Here is a 22,876-nt window from a genome sequence, read left to right as displayed (position 1 = left end):
CGTAATTAAAAAAAACAGATTTGAATGAGTTATGATTTGATAGTTTTTCAAAAGGATTCCGCTCCATTAAGGAAAAAAGAATTTATGGAGTGGTATGAAAATCAAACTGAATGGACAGAAAACCACAGTTATGATGACCCTGCAAATACTACCGCTGAGTTACGAAATTGGTATGCAGAAATGCAAGAGACCTTCCCTGATTTGAATGGGCCTAACGCGAATAACGATAATGGAAGTCCCAATGAAACGGACTATAGTATCGGAAGAAATGTGATTTATGCGGCATTTAACTGGTCCCAAGCAGAAACTGCTTATCAAAAAACAATAGAATTGGCAGCCAAACACAAAGTTGGCTTTTTTGATGCAAGTGGTTCAAGTGATATTTGGATTCCTAATGGTAATGGAGAGTTGAAATTATTAAAAGAAAGTGAAACAAAACCTTGGTGGAAGTTTTGGTAAAATAACTCCGCCCAACATTGCGCATAAGTCATGCCACGGCCGACGACCTTGCACGCCTCATGCACGAGACCGTTAACCGTTGACCATAATAATCTCAAATTCTCCCTATGCACTCCTCCCTCTTCACCTACATCAGCCAGTACACCCAAACCACGCTTACCGAGGAAGAGCAGGCATTGATTCAACGCGCCTTCCAGCCGAAGAAGCTTCGGAAAAAGCAATACCTACTGCAGGAGGGAGACATTTGCCGGTACATGGGGTTTGTGGTAAGCGGGGCTATGCGGCAGTACAGCGTAGATGAAAAAGGCACGGAGCACATGGTGCAGTTTGCCATAGAAAACTGGTGGGTAGGTGACCGGGAAAGTTACCTCATGCTCACGCCCTCCTTATACAACATAGATGCGTGGGAAGACACCCAGCTGCTGGTGGTGGAGAAAGCAGACCTGTTGCAGTTGTATGAGCAGGTGCCCACCTTGCTGCAAATGGCCCGGCAAATGGATGATCGCCACTCCATGGCCACCCAGCGGCGCATCAACGCCGCCATCAGTTACAGCGCGGAGAAACGGTACGCCGAGTTTGTGGAGTGCCACCCTGAGTTTCTGCAGCGCTTCCCGCAACACCTCATTGCCTCGTACCTGGGCATCACTAAAGAAACGCTCAGCCGTATCCGGAAACAGCAGACGCACTAATATATTTTCCCTTCGTGTTCCGTAAACCTTTCACATTTGGAGAGCTCTCAAAAAGCGTTTCTACCTATTACCTCTTTTACAGGAAGGCACCTGCGGTTGTGTAAGTAATCTTTTGCAAGTCGGCTCTTTTCGTTACCTTATCCTTGCGCTAGAGGAGCTAGTGTTGTCAGGCTTTCACACCATCCATCATTAAGGTAACGCAATGCAAACACACTCTTCTAAACAGGCCATTAAGGCTCTAACCACGTTTTTAATTTCTCTTGTTCTTTTTAGCCAAGGCTGTGACAGTGAAAGTGAAGAGGAGTGGCCCAACAGCATTGGAGGATTTTATAAATATGAGTCTCTGGTAGCAGACCGACCGGTAGATTTAAACCAGGACGGAAAAGCTTCCACAGATCTTCTGAGAGAAATACAGCCGTTTAACTTCAACTTCCCGGATGCGGCTTTTGAGGTAATGCCTACGTATGAGAGGGACAGAATCAAAGACGAACTCTATCTCTTCTTTCCGCACTCTGACTATTTAGACTCTGAGCCTAACCGCCCCATTACCTATTCTCCCTCGTCCCTGGAGTACAAATACACTTACCACCCTGACCGGAAAACCATAGACCTGCGGCTCCGCCTTCCCGAGTACCCAGACAAGGAAGCCAAGTTTGGCAAGCTGGAGAGACTCACCGTGCTGGATGGCAAGCATCTGGAAGCTAAAATAAGCAAGCGGTTCTTTGACTTTAAAACCAGAAGCTGGGTAAGCCTGAACATGACAGGGGTGTTTCAGAAAGTGCGGTAGAGAACCAACACACCCTAACCACAAAGCTCTCGGGCAAGCATTCATTTATTTTCTCCCTTCTCCGTAGCTGGTAAGCCACAGCAGTGGAAAACCTATGCCATTACAAGCCTACGTTGGAGTTGTACAGCAACCCTGTATTTGCTAAGTTTAATCAGCATTTAAGCGTTAGTCTCACTATTTCTATGAAACAAGTAGCAGGGTTTTCTTTCTTATTGGTTCTTTTCCTACTCTCCTCCACTCAAAAGGAAGCCAAGTCACCGGAAGTTTCTGGTACGGCAGTTTCTCTGCCCGTGGCTTCTGCCTCTACATCGGCAGCACCTACCCTCACAACCGTGGCAGTTACTTCTCCTGCACCGCTACCGCCTGCCAACACAGACCAGAAGGCAGAACTTCTACAAGTCCTGAGCTATCATGGCGACGAAGTAAGAACAGATGCCCCTAAGCTTCGCTGGTTTGGGTTGTTCAAGAACTCTAAAGGCTGGTACCTGAAACAGACCAACCTAAAAACCGCTCGGGAGTATGACCCTATCGTGGACGATGAAAATGGAAAGAAAACCGGTATAGCGGTTACCGTTTCCAACCCAGACACCTCGCTGCTGCTGGTTAGTGGCCTGGAGTATTTGCGGGAACGGCAGGTACCGGCTTTCAACCTGGGTAAGAACCAAATCAACCCTGGCGAAGAGGTAACATTCAACTATAAAGGCAACACCTATCGCCTGTGGGCAACCGGCAAACAGGAAAAAGTAGATCCTGCCTTTGATGAATTAACCGTTTCAGACTATAAACTCTATCTTTCCACCACCAGAAATGGGCAAGAAGTAAAACAATTGTTGGTGGAAATACCTGCCTTTGATGCTACTATGGTGCAGGTTCTCTTTGCCGGCGATATTGACGGCGATGGCTTCCCTGATCTTTTTCTGGATACCGCCGACCACTACAACGTCAGCAACATTGCCCTCTACCTGTCTGCCCCGGCAAAAAAAGGACAGCTTGTGAAGTTGGTTGGCACCCATACCTCGGTAGGTTGTTAACCAGCGCAGAAAAGTCATTCCCGCTTCGCGCCTTCATGAACTTCTAACCATACAGGCTTGAGTTGATCTAACACGGCAACTCCCTTCTATGCCTTGGTTATGTTGACATTTGTCAACGTGTTTTTTTAACCTACATCATCGTGCGGCGGAGGGGCTTTGTGGCACCTTTGTATCGTTCCTGGTGGCAGAAAAGAGCCCGGGAAATCACCCTCTAACGATACAGATATGAAAAAGACAGTAAGTTTCTCTACCCGCGGCCAGCGCGCTGATATAGGTGATTTAACCATTTACCGCATGCTGCCCAACCGGTACGCCCAGGCGGTAGGTCCTTTTGTGTTCCTGGACCACATTGCGCCCAAAGTGCATGATGCCGATGCCCCCCGCATGGAAACCGGCACCGGCGCCCATCCGCACCGCGGCATTGCCACGCTCACGTACCTGTTGCACGGCGAAGGCGAGCATTTTGACAGCGCCGGGCACCACGCCAAAGTAACCAGTGGCGGTATCCAGTGGATGAAAGCGGGCAACGGCGTGATTCATGACGAGAACCTGAACCCAGATCCCGCCGAAACTACCGGCCTTACCCACGCCCTGCAGTTCTGGATCAACCTGCCCGCCCAGCATAAAGCCGAAGCTCCCGCGTACTTGGCCGTACAGGCGCCAGAGGTGCCGCAGAAACCCTTGCCCGAGGGCAAAGGCTGGATCAAGGTCATTGCCGGAAGTTATAAAGACCTCACCTCACCCATTCCCAGTTATTCAGCGCAGTTTCTGTACCACCTGCACCTGGAAGCCGGCCAGCAGTTTTCCCTGGCCACCCCTCCGGGCGTGGAGTACGCCGCCTTCCTGCTGCAAAACGACGCCGTTCTGAACGAAGAAAAGCACCAGGCCGGTGAGTTCGTGGAGTTTGACCGCACCGAAGGCGTGCTGGAAGTAACCAATGATTCCCGCGCAGCCCTGGACCTGATTCTGTTTGGGGGAGAGCATTATGGAGAGCCCATTGTGGCCGAGGGGCCTTTCGTGATGAACAGCAAAGCCGAGATCGCCCAGGCTTACCGCGACTTCTTCAACGGCCAATACGGGCAGATTTCCTACTCCAAAGCCAACCCAGTAGCGTAACTCACCTTTTCGGCCTGTTTCTGGAAAATCAGCCTAAAAACCGGTCTCTCACTGTAAGTTCTTACTTCAGAAAAGACTCATTTGGTCAACTCTCAAAACCAATTCAACCATGACTAAAATTGGAATCTTAGGCGCGGGCAAGATAGGCCTGGCCTTTGCCCGGCACACTGCCAGAGCCGGCTATGACACCATCCTGAGCAACAGCCGCGGCCCTGAGTCGCTGCAAGCGGCGGTAGCAGAAATTGGCCATTGCATTAAGGCGGGCACTACAGAAGAAGCCGCTACCGCAGACATCGTGTTTCTGTCGGTGCCCTGGCAACATCTGGAAGAGGCAATTGCTCCGGTTTCCTCCTGGGAGGGCAAACTGGTGATAGACGCCACTAACCCCGTGCTGCCCGGCATGGTTGCCGCCCCGTTAGACGGCAAGCCCTCCAGTCAGGTAGTCTCGGAGTTGTTGCCGGGTGCCCGGGTGGTAAAAGCGTTCAATACCCTGCTCTTCTCGCTCCTGGCATCGGACCCGCACGAGGCAGGCGGCAACCGGGTGGTTTTCTACTCCGGGGATGACCCCGCTGCTAAGAAAAGCGTGCTGGAAATCATCAGCCGTCTGGGCTTTGCCGGCGTTGATTTAGGCACCCTGCAAGATTCGGCCAAACTGCAGCAGTTCCCCGGCGGCTCCCTGCCCGGTCTCAATCTGATTCAGTTGAAGTAAAGCGTAAAGAGAATAGCATCGCTGAAAGTATTTGCAGGTAATCCATCGGTTTCATTTTCGGCCTGTTTTGGTGAAAACAGGCCGAAAATGCTTTGGGGCAAGCCGTAGTTGTTTAGGCTTACAGCACTAACCATCAGGCAGTAACAGCTCATTCAGAAGGTTAATTTTTCAAGCTGCGCATAGGGGAAACCGAAGGGGAAAGCATCCTATATTCTATAACCCATAATTGGGGAGGCCATGCTTTGCCCTGTTTCAAGAGCTGAAGCTGCCAATACAGGTTCGCGCATTCTATCCTCCAAACCTATACGCAAATGATAAGAACTTTTAACCCCCACCATCCCTCTGTCTTTTCTCTGGCGCTGGCCTTGTTTGCCTTGCTAGCTTTCCCCTCCTGCTCTGATGATGATGCCGAAGACCAGATCCCGAGCATAGCCGGATTTTACCAGTTTGTGTCAATAGAGTCTGCCACAGCCGTTGACCTGAACCAAGATGGAGTGGCCTCCACCAATTTACTGGCCGAAATAGAGGACTACAATTTCTCTTACCCCGAGGCGAACCTTGAGCTTAGGCCCACCAAGTACAACAATACCCATTACAAGCTCATTGACATCTTCTTTCCCCACCCTAACCTGGTACTTGACATTACTACCGGGCAAGAGGTTATGATGTACACAAAGAATGCCCTGAACGGCACCGGGTATACCTACAATTATAATGAAAGGACCTCGGCTGTAGAAATCATCCGTTCTGCCAATCACCAGGAAACAGAGCAGGAATGGGGCAGGTTGAACAGCCTTACTGTGGTAAGATCAAACCAACTGGAGGCCAATATCTCTAAAAAGTATTATGACTTTCAAACCCAGAACTGGGTTACGTTGAACATCACGGCGGTGTATGAGAAAGTAGAGTAGTGGCCATCCACAACATAATGCCTGCTAAAAAATACATCTGCCCTTGTAGCAATGGGCAGGGAAAACAGAAGGGGTAAAAATTTATAGCACTGCCTACGTGCTTCAGGAGAGAACTATGCCCTATATTTATAGACCGCATTTGTAGCCGGGTTTCTGTTCTGGTTTACAAACCAAAGCTGCTCCGGCACAACCGGGGTTTTCTGCTACAGTGGGCTTTTTAAGCTACCGCACATGCAAAACCCAACCTGTTGCTACAAAGCGGGAGGTCTACAACCTTTATCCTGAAAGCATTCAATACCTGTCTAAGTTCACCCAGATTTCAATGCAAGAGTTAGAAAAGCCAGCAACACAAACCCGAGGAAATACGACCACCGCAAGCCCGTCCTTTACAGAGCATACAAGTACCAACTATAAAGCATTAGCTTACCTGTTTTTCACGAAGTACTTCCCGCACTTGCTTCTGGCGTATCTGGTTCTTGTTCCTATTTTCAGTAAACTGGATGCGTTGCCTATCAGAACCTGGGATGAAGCCCGGCAGGCCATTAACGCCTATGAAATGCACAAGAATGGCAACCCCATTGTCACGTATTTTGAGGGAGCGCCTGATATGTGGAACACCAAACCCCCTTTCCTGATCTGGATACAGGCCTCTTTGATGAAAATAATAGGAGTAAGTGAGTGGTCGGTGCGGTTACCATCAGCCGTTGCCGCCTTACTGACCTGCCTCACCCTCCTGGTCTTTTCTGTTCGTTATCTTAAAAATTATTGGTTCGGCTTTATAGCGGTTCTGGTATTGGTCACATCGCAGGGCTATATCAATTTCCATGCAACCAGAACAGGTGACTATGACGCTTTGCTCACCTTATTCACTACCCTAAGCGGTTTGTTCTTCTTTGCCTTCTGCGAGAAAAAAAAGACTAAGTATCTCTATTTCTTTTTTGCTTTTACGGCGCTGGCAGTGCTTACTAAAAGCATTGCCGGGCTACTGTTCCTTCCGGGGTTAGCAATCTACAGCCTCCTGCAAAGGCAGGTATTACCCCTGCTAAAGAACAAACATTTTTATATAGGGGTAGTCTCTTTTATCTCTGTTGTGGCAAGCTACTACCTGTTACGGGAATGGCTTAACCCGGGCTATCTTGCCGCCATTCAGGCGAACGAACTGGGAGGAAGATTTGCAACCGTGAATGAAGGACACAGTGGTGGCTTCTGGTTTTACTATGACCTGTTGGTTACTTACAGGTACTCGGCGTGGTATTTATTGATTCCCTGCGGATTATTGATTGGGTTGTCAGTGAAAGACCAAAGGGTAAACAGGCTCACCCAATTCTCTGCCCTAATGGCCCTCACCTTCTTCCTGATCATCTCTAAGTCAGAGACCAAACTGGAATGGTATGATGTACCCTTGTACCCGTATTTCGCAATTCTGGTGGCAGTGTTTATCACGTATGTATTTGAGTTCCTCAGAGACTCTGCCTGGGTAAAGGAGACCACAAAAGTCAACATTGTCCCGTTTGTCTTTCTGTTCATCCTCCTGATTACTCCTTACAGAGAAATCAAAAACAAAACCACCAGACCAGAGGAAGTAGGGACCGATAAGGAATTCTACGAAATAGGTTACTATCTCAAAGACGCTATCAAGGGAGTTCATGAGGTGAATGGTAAGTTCCTGCTGTACGAAGGGTACAGGGGCCAGAATCTGTTTTACCTGAATATCCTGAAGGATAAGGGAGTTCAAATCTCGTTCAAAGACTGGGACAAACTAGATAATGGAGACATTGTCATTGCGCACCAGGGGCACGTAAAACAGTATGTGATAGACCATTATAACTATCAGGTACTTAAAGAAGTGGGGAACGTGATAAGCTATAAGATAGATGGCAGAAAACAGTAAACTCCTCATTGATTTGTCTGTGGTTGTTCCCATTTACAATGAGGAGCAGATCATTCCGGAACTGTATGAGCGTTTGCAGCATACAGTTTCCCAGATTACCCCCCATTACGAGCTTATTTTTGTCAATGACGGCAGCAAAGACAGCTCTCTGCTGCAACTGGTTGCGCTAAGCAAGCAGGCGCCCAACGTGTATTATATCAACTTCAGCCGGAATTTCGGGCACCAGATAGCCGTTACGGCTGGGCTGGATGCCAGCCGGGGCAAAGCCGTGGTCATTATTGACGGCGACCTGCAAGATCCCCCGGAGCTCATCCTGGACCTGTATAAAACGTACCAGCAGGGCTTTGAGGTGGTATATGCCAAACGCGCTGAAAGAAAAGGCGAGAGTCTCTTTAAGAAAGCCACCGCCAAGCTCTTTTACAGAGCCATGAGAGCCCTTACCAACATCAATATACCGTTAGACACCGGTGATTTCAGGCTGATAGACCGGAAAGTAGTGGATTACCTGAAGCTGATGCCCGAACAGAACAAGTTCTTACGCGGCCAGATTGCTTGGCTGGGCTTCAGGCAGACACAGGTAGAGTTCAGCAGAGATCAGCGGAAGTACGGGAAAACAGGGTACCCTTTGAGCAAGATGTTTAAGTTTGCCATGGACGGGATCACCAGTTTCTCAGACCAACCGCTCTTGTTTGTCAGTCGGTTGGGGTTCACTATTTCGCTTATCTCCTTTGCGGTTATCCTGTACGCCATCTATTCCCACTACATTCTGCATCAAACCATCACCGGCTGGACTTCTCTGATTATCAGTTCCATGTTCATTGGCGGGGTGCAACTTATCTCTGTGGGGATTATTGGTGAGTACATCAGCAGAATCAATAAAAACGTGCTGAATCGCCCCTTGTACATTATTGAAAACAGCAATCTAAACCACGAGGAATTGCCTCAGGAACCCTATACCAGGCACACCGCAGTAACTCACTGAGGCATATCCGTAGAGGTTAGTTGGCCGGAGTCTCTCTCCGTTTTCTGCCCTTTTCAGAGAAAACAGGCAAGAAACCGGAGGAGTGCTTCTACCTCCATCAGCTTTCTTAAACTTGTTTTAGCTTTCTGAATTCAGTTGACACCCTGTACTCTTGCACATCTTGCCAAAGGTGCCGAGATTAAAGGATAGAAAACCGCGCTTAGTAATTGGTGTTTAACCATGTGCGCCTCGCCTGCGGCGGGATAGGTGCATTCTTATTGTTTCGGCTATGATTCAGAAAGACTTTGCCCAACACGTGGCCGCGCTTGTACAGGAAGATTCCTCTTTGCTGGGCTTGGCCGTGGGTGGCTCCTGGCTGACGGGTGAGCTAGACCAATTCTCAGACCTTGATCTGGTGCTGGTCACCCAGGAAAAAATCACGGACAGCAAAGAGCAGATGCTGGCCTATGCGCGTCGGTTTGGGACTCTTCTGACGGCATTCACCGGGGAGCACGTGGGCGAGCCCCGCCTGTTGATCTGCCTCTATGACCAGCCGCTTCTGCACGTAGACCTCAAGTTTGTCACCTTAGAAGAGTTTGCCACCCGCGTTGAGAACCCGGCGCTGCTGGTAGACAAAGGCGGGCAACTGAAGCAGGTGATCAGCCAGACCGAGGCCCGGTTCCCCTTCCCGGATTACCAATGGATAGAAGACCGCTTCTGGATCTGGGTTCATTATGCCCTCCTCAAGATTGGCCGTGGAGAGTACGTTGAGGCGCTGGATTTCTTTGGCTACCTGCGTATGACGGTGTTTGGGCCGTTGCTGCACCTTAAGAACGGCAACCTGCCCCGAGGTGTCAGGAAGGTAGAAACGATGTTAGCCCCTGAGGACCTGGCCCGCCTGCAAGCCACCGTTTGTACAGACCTGAACAAAGCGGCTTTGATGGAGGCGCTGGAAAACGCCATTGCCCTTTATCAGCATCTCAGAACTGCTTTGTACAATGAGCAGATACACCAGCATCAGGTAACGGAAGAAAGAGTGAAGGCTTTCTTGCAGGAGATCAAATCGCAGGAAGCCTGACCTGGCTGGTGCTTGCCTTTTCATCAGGCCACCTCTAATGCTCCGGGCAGTTCTCTTTCCAAAGAGGCGTCTATTTTCGCCCTCTTTTCTGGAAAGGAGGCCAAAAAAGGTTTGTCTATAACCTTCCGGGCCGAGGCTTGTTTTGGTTTAAATAACAAGGGGAAATCCATTGGGGCATGAAGATTTTGTTGACAGGAGCTACGGGCTACATTGGGAAAAGGCTGCTGCCGGTGCTGCTGGAACAGGGCCACAAGGTCATCTGCTGCGTGCGAGACAAGAACCGGGTTCCGGCCGAGGGCGCGTACCAACACCCCAGGGTTTCTTTGCTGGAGATCGATTTCCTGCAGCAAAAGAAGACACCTGAAGCCATCCGGGACATAGACGCGGCCTATTACCTCATTCACTCCATGAGTTCTCCGCACCAGGACTTTCAGAAGCTGGAGGAAACCTCGGCCCAGAATTTCATGCAGTTGGTGGCGCAAACCTCGGCCCGGCAGATCATCTATCTGGGCGGCATTACCAATGAAGAGAAGCTTTCCCGGCACCTGGCCTCCCGGAAAAAGGTAGAGGAGATTCTGCGGCAAAGCTCTGTTCCGCTTACCTGCCTTAAAGCGGCCATAATTGTGGGCTCGGGCAGCGCTTCGTTTGAGATCATCCGGGATCTGGTGGAGAAACTGCCCGTCATGATCGCACCCAAATGGCTCAACACCAAGAGCCAGCCCATTGCCATCCGCAACGTGCTGGAATACCTCACCGGCGTTCTGCTCCGGCCCGAGACGTATCACCAGTCCTATGACATCGGCGGGCCCGATGTGCTGTCTTACAAAGAGATGCTGCTCCAGTTTGCCGAGGTGCGCGGCCTGAAACGCTACATCTTCACGGTACCGGTCATGACCCCGCGGCTCTCTTCCTACTGGCTGTATTTTGTGACGTCTACTTCTTACACACTGGCCGTGCACCTGGTGAACAGCATGAAGGTAGAGGTAATCGCCAAAGACAACGCGTTGGAACAACTGTTGGGTATTCAGCCTATTTCCTACAAAAAGGCCGTGAAAATGGCTTTCCAGAAGATAGAGCAGAACAACGTGGTCTCCAGCTGGAAAGACGCGCTGGTGTCCAGTTACCAGGACAACTCACTGCTGCAGCACATCCACGTGCCCACCAACGGCGTGTACGTGGATAAGCGGCAAAAGCCTATCATCGGTGATACTGGTCAGGTGCTGGAAAACATCTGGTCTATTGGCGGCAACCGTGGCTGGTACTACGCTGATTGGCTTTGGGAACTGCGGGGTTTTCTGGACAAAGTCTTTGGAGGGGTGGGTCTACGCCGCGGCAGAACCAATGAGCACGCCATCCATACCGGCGACACCCTGGATTTCTGGCGTGTTTTGGCCGCCGACAAACAAAACCAGCGCCTGCTGCTCTACGCTGAGATGAAACTGCCCGGCGAGGCCTGGCTGGAGTTCAACATCACCAGGAAGGAAGGCAAACAGTACTTAACCCAAACCGCCACGTTCCGGCCCAAGGGTTTGCTGGGCCGGTTGTACTGGTATTCTGTGCTGCCGTTCCACTTCTTCATTTTTGATGGCATGGCCCAGAATCTTGTAGCGTATCAGCCTACGCCCCGTGCTCTTACTACTTAATATCTGGGAAAAGGAAGAACAAAGGCTTTTTTCGTCTCAGAAGAGGGACCATTTACAGGCTGTTTTCAGCAAATCAGCCTGTAAACGGTCTCCTTTGATGGTCGCTGCTTACTGCTTCGGAAGCATTGAGTTGAAGCAAAGTGTGCTTTCCTCGCCTACAAAAACAGCCCAAGGCGCAAACCACCCCTTCTTTTGTCGTGTCTGCACCGCCTTTAAGTCAAAGGTTACCAGTACGTTTGTATAGAACAAAACAATACAGACGCCATGGAAATACAGCAAACGTACCAGCAGAAAATTACGCCGTTCTTGTGGTTCAACGGCAACGCCGAGGAGGCCATGAACTTCTACACTTCTATTTTCAAGAACTCCAGAATCAAGTTCATGACGCGGTACGGAGAGGCCGGTCCGGGGCCTGCAGGCGAGGTGATCACCGGCAGCTTTGAACTGGAGGGGCAGGAGTTCATGGCCCTGAACGGCGGACCGGCCTACACGTTCACCCCTGCCCTATCGCTCTTCGTGCACTGTGAAGACCAGGCAGAAGTAGACTACCTCTGGGAAAAACTTCTGGAGGGTGGCGTACCCAATCGGTGCGGCTGGCTGCAAGACAAGTTTGGAGTCTCCTGGCAAATCATCCCCAGAATCTTAGGCGAACTGCTGCACGGTAAGCACGCCGACACCTCTGGCAGGGTGATGCAGGCCATGCTCCAGATGACCAAGATAGACATTGCTACCCTGCAGCAAGCGTACGAAGCCGAAACGGTAGCATAACCTTGCGCATTTCCTGAACTGACAGATCGCAAAGACAAGGGTTGCGTTCTGCCAGAACGCGTATCTACCTCGCCCGCTAAGAACGTCCTGCCTGATTTGTCATCCAGAAAACAAAACTTCCTTCTCTAGAAATGGTATCTTTCCCTATGAATTCGCGCAACGAACTGCTCCAACTCATCTGGGCTGCTGTGAAGGGGGAAGAACAGGACTACACCCGCCTCAGCCTCAAGAGATCTATTCTGCTACTGGCCACTCCCATGATTCTGGAAATGCTCATGGAGTCGTTATTTGCGGTGGTAGATATCTTCTTTGTGGGCAGGTTGGGTCCGGCCGCCATTGCCACGGTGGGCCTCACGGAGTCGGTGCTCATGATTGTGTACTCGGTGGGCATGGGCATCAGTATGGCGGGCACAGCCATGGTGGCGCGGCGCGTGGGCGAAAAGAAATACCGGCAGGCCGGCACCGCTACGTTTCAACTATTGGTCACTGGCGCGGTGCTGGCGGTGTTGCTGGGTTCCATTACGGTTGCTTTGGCCGGAGATATCCTTCGGCTGATGGGGGCTTCCCCGGAGGTTCTTTCCATGGGAGTGCCGTATGCCCGCGTGATCTTCGGCGGAAATCTGGCCATTATCCTGCTGTTCCTCATCAACGGGGTTTTCAGGGGAGCCGGGCAGCCGCACCTGGCCATGCGGACGCTTTGGTTTTCTAACGGAATCAACATCATCCTGGCGCCGGTGCTCATTTTTGGGATCGGCCCTATAGAAGGGTTAGGGCTGGTGGGTGCCGCCTGGGCCACCACTACCGCAAGGAGCTTGGGGGTACTGTACCAGTTTTACCACCTGTTCAACGGCAAGCACCTGCTCAAGATCACCCGGGAGAACATGCTGCTGCGCTACAAAGTGGTGGTCAAGATTCTCAAAGTATCGGCGGGCGGCATGGGCCAGTTCATGATCGATTCGGCCAGCTGGATTTTCCTGACCCGGATCATCGCCGAGTTTGGCAGCAACGCCCTGGCCGGTTACACCATCGCGTTCCGGATTATCACGTTCACCCTGCTACCGGCCTGGGGACTGTCTTCGGCGGCGGCCACGCTGGTGGGTCAGAACCTGGGTGCTGAAAAACCGCGCCGCGCCGAACTCTCTGTATGGCTCACGGCCCGGTACAACATGATCTTTCTGGCAGTGGTCACGCTGGGTTTCTTCCTGTTTGGCAATCACCTGGCGGGCTTCTTTACGCAGGAAGCCCAGGTCATTTCCATTGCCTCAGAAGGTCTGAAGATTATTACGCTGGGCTATGTGTTCTTTGGGTTGGGCATGGTCATGGTGCAGGCCTTCAACGGCGCCGGTGATACCAGAACGCCCGCTTTCATCAACATTCTGGTGCTCTGGGTCATTGAGATACCGTTGGCGTATTTGCTGGCCGTCCATTTTGGCTTTGGCATTACGGGCATCTTTGTGACCATTGCCTGCAGCCACTCCAGCCACGCGTTGGTCAGTTGGTGGGTGTTTAGAAGGGGCCGTTGGAAAACAGTGAAAGTGTAGCCTCTCTGTCTGCTGATTACCCTTTCAAGATGATTGGAGGAGCCCGCCGAAAAGGTGTGATAGCTTTCTGCTGTTTACCCTTACAGGACCATGACTTTTTACTATCTTACCACCTCTATAAAAGGCGTAAGTGGAAAATAGGGTGCAGTGCGCCGTAGTACCAAAGTGATTTAACCCTCAGAACAGGACAACGTTATGAAATCTCTACTCCTTGCTTTGTTCGTCAGCTTCTCTTCTTTGGTCGCCATGGCCCAGGAAAAAGCGCCCGCCCCTGCTGCCCCAGACCCCACCAAGGAAACGCTTTTAGTAGAGGCCTCCTGCGGACAATGCAATTTCAAGATGACCGGGCAGGGATGTGATCTGGCGGTAAGGATCAACGGGACCGCGTATTTTGTGGATGGGTCAGATATTGACTCCCACGGCGATGCCCACGCCAAAGATGGTTTCTGCAGCGCCATCCGGCAAGCCAAGGCTCAGGGCCAACTGATAGACAACCGTTTCAAAGCCACCTACTTTCAACTAGTTCCGGAAGACCCTAAGCAGAAGAAGAAATAGCCGCTGATTCTGCGTGATTTTGCTAAAAGCCGTTCATGCCCCTCGCCGCACAGGGCACCTGAAAACCATTTTTTTGGGTGCTTTCCTGTTTCTGTGCTCATTTTGGAGTTTCGGGCAGAAAACACCCCTGTTAAAAGTCAGCGCAGACAAGCGGTACTTGGAAACCCAAACCGGCAAACCGTTCTTCTGGCTGGGCGACACGGCCTGGGAACTGCTCCACCGCCTGAACCGCGAGGAGGCAGACCTTTACCTCAAAGACCGAGCAAGCAAAGGGTTTACGGTTATTCAAACCGTAGTACTGGCGGAGCTGGATGGCTTGAAAACACCCAACGCGTACGGGCACCTTCCCCTGCTCAACCAAGACCCTACCCAGCTGAATGAACAATATTTTGCCCACGTAGATTACGTGCTTAAGCGGGCCGAAAAGCTGGGCCTTTACATTGGCCTGCTGCCCACTTGGGGCGATAAATTCCACAAAGCCTGGGGTGTGGGTCCTGAGATTTTCACGCCCGAGAACGCAAGACAGTTTGGCCAGATTTTGGCAAAACGATACGCAAAACAGCCCAACCTCATCTGGATTCTGGGCGGCGACCGCTGGCCCGAAAACGCGGAAGACAAGCAGATCATCCGGGCCATGGCCCAGGGCATCAGGAGCGTGGACCAGCAACACCTCATCACCTACCACCCCAGCGGCGAGAAGAAAGCCTCCGATTTCTTCAATGAAGCTTGGCTTGAACTGGACATGTTTCAGGCGGGGCACAGCCGGCAAAGCCATGATTATAAGTATGTGCGAGACAGCCGGAAAGTAACCCCTGCTCGCCCCGTGATCAACGGCGAACCCCGCTACGAAGACCACCCCGACCGGTTCAAGCCCGAGGAGTTCGGCTGGATGGATGCCTCAGACGTTCGTTCCTCGGCCTACTGGACCATGTTCTCTGGGGCAGCGGGCTACACTTACGGCGCGCATGGCATCTGGCAGATGTACCAAGCCAACCAAAGCCCCGTTAGCTGGGCCAGAACAAGCTGGAGAGCGTCTTTAAACCTTTCCGGCGCCACCCACCTCCTGCACCTGAAAAAGCTGCTTTCTGCTTTCCCGTGGCAGCAACTGCGCAACGACCAAGCGCTTATTCTGAACGACAATCCCGTAGGGGAAGCCCACCAGGTGGCAGCCATGGGTGAGCAAAAGGATTTCCTGCTGGCCTACACGCCCATGGGCAAGGCTTTAAAGCTGGATCTTTCTAAACTGGCAGAAAACAAATGGGAAGCTTTCTGGTTTAACCCTAGAGACGGGCAGTGGAAGAAGATAGGAAAATACAACCGCACCGATCAGCCCACCTTTACTCCCTGGTCTGCAGGCAGAGGAAGCGACTTTGTTTTAGTACTTCTGCCGGTAAACTCGCCCTACCAACTCCCCTGGTAGTTACTATGCCCCCTGCCAGACGCTTTTTGTCTGAACCTCCCCCGCTAAGTACGCTTCTAAAGTACCGTTTTCTGAGGTTACATCATGGACAAAAAGCTTTTAACGCTGGCTTTTCTGCTCTGCTACTGTTGGGAATTACACGCTCAGCCAGCACTTCCTGCAAAAGAGATCCGGCAGGTTGAAAATAACCTGATCCCGTTTGTGCCAGTCAACGGCTTTCCGGGCTGGAACATCCATGAACGGATGAAGCACTACCATGTGCCCGGCCTCAGCATTGCGGTGATCAAAGACTTCAAGCTTGCTTGGGCGAAAGGCTACGGCCTCGCCGATACAACAAAGAAAACGCCGGTCACTACTCAAACCATGTTTTCGGCGGGTTCCATTAGCAAGCTGGTCATGGCAGCCGCGGCCTTGCGTATGGTGCAGGACGGCAAACTAGCGCTGGACGACCCCATCAACCAGTATCTCACCTCTTGGAAAATCCCGGAAAACGACTTCACCCGTAAAACCCCCATCACGCTCAGAATGCTGCTGAGCCACACAGGGGGTACTACCCAATCTTCTTATTTCGGGTTTACGCCAGACAAGAAACCGCTGCCCACCATCGTGGATATTCTGAGCGGCACGGCCATAGCAGAGAGCAGACCCGTGGTGGTGAACAGTGAACCGGGCAAGGAATTCCGTTACTCGGGCGGGGGCAGCATGATCGCGCAGTTGGCTTTGATGGATGTGGCTAAGATGGACTTCGAGTCTCTGGTGAAAAAGACGGTGTTTAACCCGTTAGGCATGCAGCACTCCACCTTCGCGCAGCCGCTGCCTCCGGAGTTTGCGGCCAAAGCGGCGTGGGCGTACTCGTCGGCGCCTTGGTTCAAGGGCATGCCGTACGTGTATCCCCAGCAGGCCGCCGCCGGTTTATACACCACGCCAACGGATCTGGCCAGGTTCTTCCTTGATCTCCAGAACGCCTACCAGGGAAAAGGGAAGCTTCTGCAGCAGGCGTTGGCCCAACAGATGTTCACGCCGCAGGTCACCGTGTCCGAAGGGTTCTACAAAGAACAGATGGGCCTGGGTCCGTTCCTGCTACAGCGCACCGACAACCAGGAAAACAAGGGCATCTACTTTGAGTTTACCGGGGTCAACGCCGGGTTCCTGGCCTACGGAATCGCCAGCCTCACCGAAGGCTACGGGGTGGTTATCATGCTCAACTCCGGCGATGACGTAAATGGACTGGGCAAAGAGATCAGACGAGCCGTAGCCAAGACGTATGGTTGGCACAACTTCCTCCCGGAGGCCATCACGCCCCTTGCTTTAAGCACCGCCGAGCTGGGCCAGTTCACTGGCCGCTACCGGCGCGGCCTCGATGAAGTGGTGTACCTGCGCCGGGAAAAGAACTACCTGGTAGAAAACGTCAACGATGGGCCAGCCATTTACACGTTCCCCGTCGCCAAAGACACCCTCGTTTTCACCGATTTCAACATTAAAGGATTTGTGCGTCGCGATGCGCAAGGCAAGGTAATTTCCCTGCAAACCGCCTGGCAAGACAAGCCCATGCCCCGCATGCGGGACGATGAATTCACTCCCAGCGAACTCCTGAAAGCGCAACGGTTCGCCGAGGCCAAAGAAGGTTTCCGGCAGTTGAAAATGAATGAATCCCAGCTCACGTATCTGGCCTACGAGCTGCTAAACAAGCCCACACCAGCTTTAGCAGCGGCCAAAGCCATCCTGGAAGTAGCGCTGGAACAATATCCCACCTCGGCAATGGTGCAGGCCCGTTTCGGGGACTATTTCGCTAAAATGAACGATAAACCCAACGCCATCCGCTCCTACACCAAAGCCCTGGAACTGGACCCTTCTGATCTCCAGGCCAAAGAGAAACTGAGCCAGCTACTAAAATAATCTCTCTCCCCTGGAATCTTCTGACGCCACCGCCCTTGTGAAGAATTTACCTTCCATTTTCCTGCAAAAACACTCACTTAGAATTAGCCCATGAAAAACCTTTCTCTGGCAGTAGTTACGCTCCTTTGCCTGACCTCCTGCGCCTCGCTCAACTCTACCACTTACATCAGACCCAACGATACGTTTGTCCTGGGCAATAACCAGCACGGCTCTTTTCAGGTAAACCTGAGAAACGCCTCCCAAACCAGTCTCTCTATTTACCAGGCTCCTTTAGACGGAGGCACCCATTCTCCTTTGAATGTGAAACCCAACCAGCGGGCCAGCCTGAAAGTAGACAAAAACACCGCCCTCATCATCAGTAATACTTCTAATGACACCGCAGCCGTGGACCTGAAAATAACCGGCGATCTGGGTCTCTCCATGGGGTATAAAAAGCGGTAATCACCAGAAGCCTAAAATCCCAGAAGATTAAGCCGCCGATCTTTTGGGCAGGCAGCAGTTCTTGTACTTCTGGCCGCTGCCGCAGGGGCAGGGCTCATTGCGACCCAGGCGCTTGCCGTAGGGGTTGAGCAGTTCCCGGAAATTGAGGCTGAACCGGCGTTTTGGGTTCTGCTTGAAAATGCGGGTGAGCATGGCGTACAGTTTCGGGTGCTTCTCGGCCATCTGGCCCGGTTTCTCAAAGAAATACTCCGTGGACACCGCGAAGAACTCCGCCTCATTGGTGGCTCCGTACGGGTTAATATCCGATTCGCCTTTCTTGATTTCCTTTATTTTGCGGTCTACCAAGGCTTGCCAGGGCTGAATCAACTCATCGGGCAGGTAGGCGCTGGGGGTTCCGTTGATTTCGCCGTCTGCCTGGTCCAGCATGTGCGCAAACTCATGGATGCCCACGTTCTGGCGGTCGGCCATGTCATTGAAGCCGCGCTCCAGGGCGGGTTTGGAGAGGGTCACGTAATGGTCGTTCTGGAAAGGGTTCACGCGGCCCAGTACCTCAGACACGGCCTCGCTGTCTTCGTCCTTGAACCGCTCCAGGCTGCCTGGAAACACTAAGACTTCGCCCAGGTTCTGGTACTCCCAATCCTGTATCCCAAACGTGGGGATAATAGCGCTGGCGGCCACCAGTAACTTAGTGGTATCATCAATGACGGTTTCAATGCCCGTGATGCGCTTCTCAGACAAAAATAACTGCACCATCTTCTCGAAGCGCTGCTTTTCCTCATCGGTTTTGAGCGTATGGTAAAAGCCTACCCGGTCGGTGAGGATTTTGCGCCACTCCGCCGGAAACTCCTGCGCCAGCACTTTCTTGCGCCTTCTTGATTTACGGGTAGCCCACCTGTAAAACAGAAGAACCACTACCGCTACCACAACTACAAATGCTACCATTCCCATAGCCGATACCAACGTGGAAATGGGCAGAAAGATGTGCTACATTTTAAGGTGTTTTTGTAGCAGAGATCAGATAAGGCAAATATTCCTGACGCAGCAAGGAACAACTGCCTTTTTAGCCCTCCTTTCCTGAAAGCAAGCCGAAAACGCCTCATTCACCAGCTTCTCCTTTTCCGGGGTCAACTGAAAGACCTGCTCCTGCGCAGGATTGCACCTTCTGCTTGCAAAGCAGGAAATACTTGATAAATTTGGTTACCGGCTCCGCCGATATGCCCTTGCCAGAAGTGTTCTCTCTCCTTTAATTTCCTACCAATGCAAACTACCGCCCTTAGCCCCCAAGGCTACCTGGATACCTTACCCGATGACCGGAAACCAGCCATGGCTCACTTGCGGAGCACCTTGCTGGAAAACCTGCCTAGCGGCTTTTCAGAGGAGATGAGTTACGGCATGATCGGGTACGTGGTGCCGCACACCCTTTATCCGGATGGGTACCATTGCAATCCCAAATTGCCGTTGCCGTTCCTGAGCATCGCCTCGCAGAAAAACTTCATTGCCGTGTACCACATGGGCCTGTACGCAGATCCGGAGCTGCTAGCGTGGTTTACCGCTGAGTACCCCAAGCACAGCAAGACCAAGCTGGACATGGGCAAAAGCTGCATCAGGTTCAAGAAACCAGACCAGATTCCTTTTCAGCTCCTGGGAGAACTGGCCTCCAAAATGACCCCGCAAGACTGGATTGCGCGGTATGAAGCCCAGTATAAAAAGTAAGGTTCCTGGTCATCAGGCCACCGCGGATGCTGGTTTCTTGCTTTCTTTTCTCAGAAGAATAAAAATGCCTATTCACATAGGGTATGCTGGTGTTTGCCTGTCTTTAGTGAAAGATTGACCCTGCCCCAATGCACTTACTTTTCAAGAGAGTTCTGCTGGTTTGCCTGAGTTTTTCACTGTGGAGCTGTGAAGAAACAGAGGAAGAAGAGGTTACCCCCAAAACGCCGGAGGCTACCTGGCAAGAAGACGGCCGTTTCCTGTATGACACCCGCGTGCAAACCAACAGCCACGCCGTAAGCGGCAAACTGTTTGTGATGGGCCTGAACAGCCTCACCACGCTTGCGCAGGACAAAGGCAAAGACGTGACTACCCGCAGTATTCTGGAAAGCGTCAGAAATCCTACGCAGTACAAGTACCCGGTCTCGGATGATCTGTTGGCCGTGGCCTTTGATCAATCAACCGTGGTTTGCTATCCCAACTACTGGCCCTCTATCCAGTCCGGGGTAGGCATTCACCTACCCACTATAGATCCCAAGTTCAGAGAGTTTGATTTCCCACTTGCCGCGCAGAGCGAGTGCATGAAGATTTCGCCCAACAAGGTGCTGGCCATTCCTTACCAGGCCATCGACGGGATGAAGGTTCTGCTGGTCAGGCTACAGATACAGCCCAGCACCAGAGGTTTGTGGGACGAGGTGTCTATCACCAACACCCAGATTGTACAGATAAGCTCTAATCATGTGTACACGCAGTTCCTGAGTTTTCTGGAAGATGGTTTTTACCTGGGCAACGGCGAGGCGACCTTCCATCTTTCCGAGAACGGCTCCCTGCAAAAGCTGCGCGACAACGGGCTGCGGGGTTTGTTCACGTACAAGCAGAACATTTACGGCCTGTTCAACGATGGCCTGCACCAATCCACTGATGGCAAGAGCTGGAACCTGAAAGCCGATATCAGCACGCTCAACCTGCTCTCCTACACCAGCCTGAACGATACGCTGCTCATTGGCACCTACAATGACCAGATGTTCCAAATCAGGATCAACCCTACTACCCTCAGTATGTTGGAGCTGAAGAACGAGGGCATGAAGGGCCACAAGATTACCTCTCTGGCTTTGTTCAACCACAAGGTCTTTGTTACCACTCTTTCCGGGGTGTTTGTGAAAGAAGAGAAAGACTTCCTTTCCTACAAGGAACAACTACTGTAGGCAAGGCACTTCCACCGCACAGCTTTATCATCTCCTTGAAACGCCTTTTCTGCCAGGCGTTTCAAGGCTTTTTTCTGAAAACCAATCATAAAACATACATGAGACAAGTAGTCCTCTACATTGCCATGAGTCTTGACGGCTACATAGCCAAAGAAGATGATAACATTGATTTCCTGTCTATGGTGGAAAGACCCGGCGAAGATTACGGGTACCAGGCTTTCCAGCACACGGTAGACACCCTCATCTGGGGCCGCCGTACGTATGACAAAGTCCTGTCTATGAACATGCCCGAGTTCATGCACAAAGACAAGAAGTGCTATGTGCTGTCTAAAACAAGAACCGGCCATGACGAGAATGTGGAGTTTTACGGCGGCGACCTGAAAGACCTCATTTCCTCGCTGCGGCAGCAACCCGGTAAAAACATTTACTGCGACGGCGGCGGTGAGGTGGTGTACGCCCTGCTCAAAGACAAACTCATTGACAGGCTCATCATCTCGGTGATTCCGCACTTGCTGGGGAGCGGCATCCGGTTGTTCAAAGACGGTAGACCCGAGCAATACCTCACCCTCACCCAAAGCCTCACCTTCCCTTCCGGCTTGGTGCAACTGTGGTACAACGCCCAACCAACAGAGCTCAACCAGGACACCCTTTTAGCTTAGAAACGCAAAGGCGTTTCTGGGCTGTTTTGCGTAATTCAGCCCTACAACACGCCCTCGCTCGCCTCTGGCGAGTGTGAGTTATCTGGTGGCCTCTGGGCACCGGATTGGAGTAGCTTACATGGGTTGTTAAGGCTGAGTCTTAAGGCTGGGCTATGCTCCTTTTGTAACTCTGAGGCAGTTCTATGGCGCGGAAGTTACTTCCGTGCCTTTCGTTCTGATTTGCATAGCGGCCAGAGGCCGCGGGATAACTCACACTCGCCAGAGGCGAGCGAGGGAAGTGATGTGCTTGATGTAAAGCATTTAGCGGAAGAAACACTATCAATAGACTATAAAAAGAAAGGCGTTTCAGGGCTACATTCAAATAAATAGCCTTGAAACGCCTTCCTCCTTCAAACCGGGTTTGCCGTTTACATTACGTCAATTTACTCCTCGCTGGGCTTTGACATTTTGTGCATGTTCTCGGCTACCATGCTGTCGGGCATGAGTTTGCTGGCACCTACCATTATTTTGTTTTTCAGGCCGGAGATGATTTCCAGTTCGCCTTTCATAAGGGCTTCGTAGCCGTCTTTGGCTACTTTGGCCGGATCTGCCAGATCGCCTTCCTTGATCATCCTGGCTTCTTCCATGTCTGCTTTGTGGAAAAAATCGGTGGCGGTGGGGCCGGGCAGCAGCTTGGTGATGGTTACGTTGGTCTCTTTCACCTCGTTCTGGATGGCCTCCGTGAAGGAAGTGATAAAGGCCTTGGTGGCGTGATACACCGATTGCAGCGGGCCGGGCAGTTCGCCGCCAATGGAAGACACCATCAGGATTTTACCCTCGTTGCGGGCCACCATTTCTTTCAGGAAAGACTTGGTTAACACAAGGTAGGCCCCAATGTTGAGCTGCACAATGTCCAGTTCGCGGTTGATGTCGGTTTCAATGAACTCGCCGTACTGGCCTTGTCCGGCGTTATTCACCAGCGCGTCTACCTGCAGACCGCGGGCTTTCACCTCGTCGTAGACCTCAAACGGAGCCTGCCGCTGAAACAGGTCTTTGGCAAGGGTAACTACGTCCACCCCATAGTTCTGCCTGAATTCACCGGCGCAGGTGTCTAGTTCGGTCTGGTCTCTGGCTACCAATATGAGGTTGTACTTGTCCTGGGCAAAGAGTTTGGCCAACTCATAACCAATGCCCACAGTGCCACCGGTAATGAGGGCGTATTTTGCTGTATTCGCCATGACTTTTCTGGTTTGGTGAGCTTTTATTAACGAGGCAAAACTGGTCTGGTTTAAGGAAACCGGCCTAAAAACGCGCTTCAGAAGCCAACAACACATTTCATTATCAACGCTTTACACAACCTTTACAACCTTCCTGCTGATCAACAGCCACGGTTTAGGTAACTAAAAGGCAACTCCCGTTTTGGGTTG

The 22,876-nt window shown here is 51.7% G+C and carries 22 protein-coding genes; 20 read left to right on the top strand and 2 right to left on the bottom strand.

Going from position 1 to position 22,876, the window contains the following annotated elements; translation table 11 throughout:
• Positions 1–24 precede the first annotated feature (24 nt).
• The 17 genes from JT719_RS14575 to JT719_RS14495 all read left to right on the top strand — a co-directional run bounded on the left by JT719_RS14575 (position 25) and on the right by JT719_RS14495 (position 17,896).
• Entirely contained in the window at positions 25–459 is a 435-nt protein-coding gene (locus JT719_RS14575; protein ID WP_207434053.1) for a hypothetical protein, read from the top strand.
• Positions 460–566: 107 nt separating this feature from the next.
• Positions 567–1,148 (top strand): Crp/Fnr family transcriptional regulator, encoded by a 582-nt coding sequence (locus tag JT719_RS14570; protein WP_207434052.1) that lies wholly within the window; start codon positions 567–569, stop codon positions 1,146–1,148.
• 202 nt (positions 1,149–1,350) lie between these two features.
• A complete protein-coding gene (locus JT719_RS14565) occupies positions 1,351–1,935 on the top strand; it encodes a hypothetical protein (RefSeq protein ID WP_207434051.1) in 585 nt (194 codons plus the stop codon).
• A gap of 182 nt (positions 1,936–2,117) precedes the next feature.
• Positions 2,118–2,966 (top strand): hypothetical protein, encoded by an 849-nt coding sequence (locus JT719_RS14560; protein WP_207434050.1) that lies wholly within the window; start codon positions 2,118–2,120, stop codon positions 2,964–2,966.
• Positions 2,967–3,191: 225 nt separating this feature from the next.
• Complete coding sequence (locus JT719_RS14555) at positions 3,192–4,082, top strand: pirin family protein (protein WP_207434049.1); 891 nt, start codon at positions 3,192–3,194, stop codon at positions 4,080–4,082.
• A gap of 109 nt (positions 4,083–4,191) precedes the next feature.
• On the top strand, positions 4,192–4,791 hold the full coding sequence (locus JT719_RS14550; RefSeq protein ID WP_207434048.1) for an NADPH-dependent F420 reductase: 600 nt from the start codon (positions 4,192–4,194) through the stop codon (positions 4,789–4,791).
• A 311-nt stretch (positions 4,792–5,102) separates the two neighbouring features.
• Entirely contained in the window at positions 5,103–5,702 is a 600-nt protein-coding gene (locus JT719_RS14545; protein ID WP_207434047.1) for a hypothetical protein, read from the top strand.
• A 322-nt stretch (positions 5,703–6,024) separates the two neighbouring features.
• Positions 6,025–7,593, top strand: coding sequence for an ArnT family glycosyltransferase (locus tag JT719_RS14540; RefSeq protein WP_207434046.1), 1,569 nt, complete (start codon positions 6,025–6,027; stop codon positions 7,591–7,593).
• Positions 7,577–8,575: a glycosyltransferase family 2 protein gene (locus tag JT719_RS14535; RefSeq protein WP_207434045.1), complete on the top strand. Its 999-nt coding sequence runs from the start codon at positions 7,577–7,579 to the stop codon at positions 8,573–8,575. The genes JT719_RS14540 and JT719_RS14535 overlap by 17 nt, the downstream gene beginning before the upstream one ends.
• A 268-nt stretch (positions 8,576–8,843) precedes the next feature.
• Complete coding sequence (locus JT719_RS14530) at positions 8,844–9,632, top strand: nucleotidyltransferase family protein (RefSeq protein WP_207434044.1); 789 nt, start codon at positions 8,844–8,846, stop codon at positions 9,630–9,632.
• Positions 9,633–9,808: 176 nt separating this feature from the next.
• On the top strand, positions 9,809–11,275 hold the full coding sequence (locus tag JT719_RS14525; protein WP_207434043.1) for an SDR family oxidoreductase: 1,467 nt from the start codon (positions 9,809–9,811) through the stop codon (positions 11,273–11,275).
• 264 nt (positions 11,276–11,539) lie between these two features.
• On the top strand, positions 11,540–12,043 hold the full coding sequence (locus JT719_RS14520) for a VOC family protein (RefSeq protein ID WP_207434042.1): 504 nt from the start codon (positions 11,540–11,542) through the stop codon (positions 12,041–12,043).
• A gap of 146 nt (positions 12,044–12,189) precedes the next feature.
• Positions 12,190–13,584 carry an MATE family efflux transporter gene (locus JT719_RS14515; protein WP_207434041.1) on the top strand — a complete coding sequence of 465 codons (1,395 nt, stop codon included), beginning with the start codon at positions 12,190–12,192 and terminating at the stop codon, positions 13,582–13,584.
• A 195-nt stretch (positions 13,585–13,779) separates the two neighbouring features.
• Positions 13,780–14,139 (top strand): DUF6370 family protein, encoded by a 360-nt coding sequence (locus JT719_RS14510; RefSeq protein ID WP_207434040.1) that lies wholly within the window; start codon positions 13,780–13,782, stop codon positions 14,137–14,139.
• A 13-nt stretch (positions 14,140–14,152) separates the two neighbouring features.
• Positions 14,153–15,559, top strand: a complete 1,407-nt coding sequence (locus JT719_RS14505) for a glycoside hydrolase family 140 protein (RefSeq protein ID WP_341350767.1) — start codon at positions 14,153–14,155, stop codon at positions 15,557–15,559.
• A gap of 84 nt (positions 15,560–15,643) precedes the next feature.
• Positions 15,644–17,455, top strand: coding sequence for a serine hydrolase domain-containing protein (locus tag JT719_RS14500; RefSeq protein WP_207434038.1), 1,812 nt, complete (start codon positions 15,644–15,646; stop codon positions 17,453–17,455).
• A 90-nt stretch (positions 17,456–17,545) separates the two neighbouring features.
• The gene (locus tag JT719_RS14495; RefSeq protein WP_207434037.1) at positions 17,546–17,896 is read left to right on the top strand and encodes a hypothetical protein; all 351 of its coding nucleotides are present in this window, start codon (positions 17,546–17,548) and stop codon (positions 17,894–17,896) included.
• A gap of 27 nt (positions 17,897–17,923) precedes the next feature.
• Here the strand turns inward: JT719_RS14495 and JT719_RS14490 are convergent, their stop codons facing one another.
• Complete coding sequence (locus tag JT719_RS14490) at positions 17,924–18,838, bottom strand: M90 family metallopeptidase (protein ID WP_242693256.1); 915 nt, start codon at positions 18,836–18,838, stop codon at positions 17,924–17,926.
• A 315-nt stretch (positions 18,839–19,153) separates the two neighbouring features.
• On the opposite strand from JT719_RS14490, the gene JT719_RS14485 reads away from it, so the two are divergent.
• The 3 genes from JT719_RS14485 (at position 19,154) to JT719_RS14475 (ending at position 21,470) form a co-directional block, all read left to right on the top strand.
• A complete protein-coding gene (locus tag JT719_RS14485) occupies positions 19,154–19,609 on the top strand; it encodes a DUF1801 domain-containing protein (RefSeq protein WP_207434035.1) in 456 nt (151 codons plus the stop codon).
• Between the two features lie 128 nt (positions 19,610–19,737).
• Positions 19,738–20,811, top strand: a complete 1,074-nt coding sequence (locus tag JT719_RS14480; protein ID WP_207434034.1) for a hypothetical protein — start codon at positions 19,738–19,740, stop codon at positions 20,809–20,811.
• Between the two features lie 98 nt (positions 20,812–20,909).
• Positions 20,910–21,470, top strand: a complete 561-nt coding sequence (locus tag JT719_RS14475; protein ID WP_207434033.1) for a dihydrofolate reductase family protein — start codon at positions 20,910–20,912, stop codon at positions 21,468–21,470.
• Positions 21,471–21,892: 422 nt separating this feature from the next.
• Here JT719_RS14475 and JT719_RS14470 read toward each other — a convergent pair whose 3' ends face one another.
• Positions 21,893–22,687: an SDR family NAD(P)-dependent oxidoreductase gene (locus JT719_RS14470; protein WP_207434032.1), complete on the bottom strand. Its 795-nt coding sequence runs from the start codon at positions 22,685–22,687 to the stop codon at positions 21,893–21,895.
• Positions 22,688–22,876 lie beyond the last annotated feature (189 nt).

This window comes from Sabulibacter ruber, from assembly GCF_017355955.1.
GTDB lineage: Bacteria > Bacteroidota > Bacteroidia > Cytophagales > Hymenobacteraceae > Nibribacter > Nibribacter ruber_A.
The sequence above is the reverse complement of the archived record's forward strand: the minus strand, read 5'-3'. Positions and strand labels throughout refer to the sequence as shown.

What these genes read in the sequence shown, in the direction of transcription:
- JT719_RS14500 (WP_207434038.1), top strand. Translation starts at nt 15,644, where the DNA reads ATGGACAAAAAGCTTTTAACGCTGGCTTTTCTGCTCTGCTACTGTTGG.
- JT719_RS14520 (WP_207434042.1), top strand. Translation starts at nt 11,540, where the DNA reads ATGGAAATACAGCAAACGTACCAGCAGAAAATTACGCCGTTCTTGTGG.
- JT719_RS14560 (WP_207434050.1), top strand. Translation starts at nt 2,118, where the DNA reads ATGAAACAAGTAGCAGGGTTTTCTTTCTTATTGGTTCTTTTCCTACTC.
- JT719_RS14540 (WP_207434046.1), top strand. Translation starts at nt 6,025, where the DNA reads ATGCAAGAGTTAGAAAAGCCAGCAACACAAACCCGAGGAAATACGACC.
- JT719_RS14485 (WP_207434035.1), top strand. Translation starts at nt 19,154, where the DNA reads ATGCAAACTACCGCCCTTAGCCCCCAAGGCTACCTGGATACCTTACCC.
- JT719_RS14550 (WP_207434048.1), top strand. Translation starts at nt 4,192, where the DNA reads ATGACTAAAATTGGAATCTTAGGCGCGGGCAAGATAGGCCTGGCCTTT.
- JT719_RS14535 (WP_207434045.1), top strand. Translation starts at nt 7,577, where the DNA reads ATGGCAGAAAACAGTAAACTCCTCATTGATTTGTCTGTGGTTGTTCCC.
- JT719_RS14545 (WP_207434047.1), top strand. Translation starts at nt 5,103, where the DNA reads ATGATAAGAACTTTTAACCCCCACCATCCCTCTGTCTTTTCTCTGGCG.
- JT719_RS14565 (WP_207434051.1), top strand. Translation starts at nt 1,351, where the DNA reads ATGCAAACACACTCTTCTAAACAGGCCATTAAGGCTCTAACCACGTTT.
- JT719_RS14555 (WP_207434049.1), top strand. Translation starts at nt 3,192, where the DNA reads ATGAAAAAGACAGTAAGTTTCTCTACCCGCGGCCAGCGCGCTGATATA.
- JT719_RS14490 (WP_242693256.1), bottom strand. Translation starts at nt 18,838, where the DNA reads ATGGTAGCATTTGTAGTTGTGGTAGCGGTAGTGGTTCTTCTGTTTTAC.
- JT719_RS14510 (WP_207434040.1), top strand. Translation starts at nt 13,780, where the DNA reads ATGAAATCTCTACTCCTTGCTTTGTTCGTCAGCTTCTCTTCTTTGGTC.
- JT719_RS14570 (WP_207434052.1), top strand. Translation starts at nt 567, where the DNA reads ATGCACTCCTCCCTCTTCACCTACATCAGCCAGTACACCCAAACCACG.
- JT719_RS14575 (WP_207434053.1), top strand. Translation starts at nt 25, where the DNA reads ATGAGTTATGATTTGATAGTTTTTCAAAAGGATTCCGCTCCATTAAGG.
- JT719_RS14480 (WP_207434034.1), top strand. Translation starts at nt 19,738, where the DNA reads ATGCACTTACTTTTCAAGAGAGTTCTGCTGGTTTGCCTGAGTTTTTCA.
- JT719_RS14495 (WP_207434037.1), top strand. Translation starts at nt 17,546, where the DNA reads ATGAAAAACCTTTCTCTGGCAGTAGTTACGCTCCTTTGCCTGACCTCC.
- JT719_RS14525 (WP_207434043.1), top strand. Translation starts at nt 9,809, where the DNA reads ATGAAGATTTTGTTGACAGGAGCTACGGGCTACATTGGGAAAAGGCTG.
- JT719_RS14475 (WP_207434033.1), top strand. Translation starts at nt 20,910, where the DNA reads ATGAGACAAGTAGTCCTCTACATTGCCATGAGTCTTGACGGCTACATA.
- JT719_RS14515 (WP_207434041.1), top strand. Translation starts at nt 12,190, where the DNA reads ATGAATTCGCGCAACGAACTGCTCCAACTCATCTGGGCTGCTGTGAAG.
- JT719_RS14470 (WP_207434032.1), bottom strand. Translation starts at nt 22,687, where the DNA reads ATGGCGAATACAGCAAAATACGCCCTCATTACCGGTGGCACTGTGGGC.
- JT719_RS14530 (WP_207434044.1), top strand. Translation starts at nt 8,844, where the DNA reads ATGATTCAGAAAGACTTTGCCCAACACGTGGCCGCGCTTGTACAGGAA.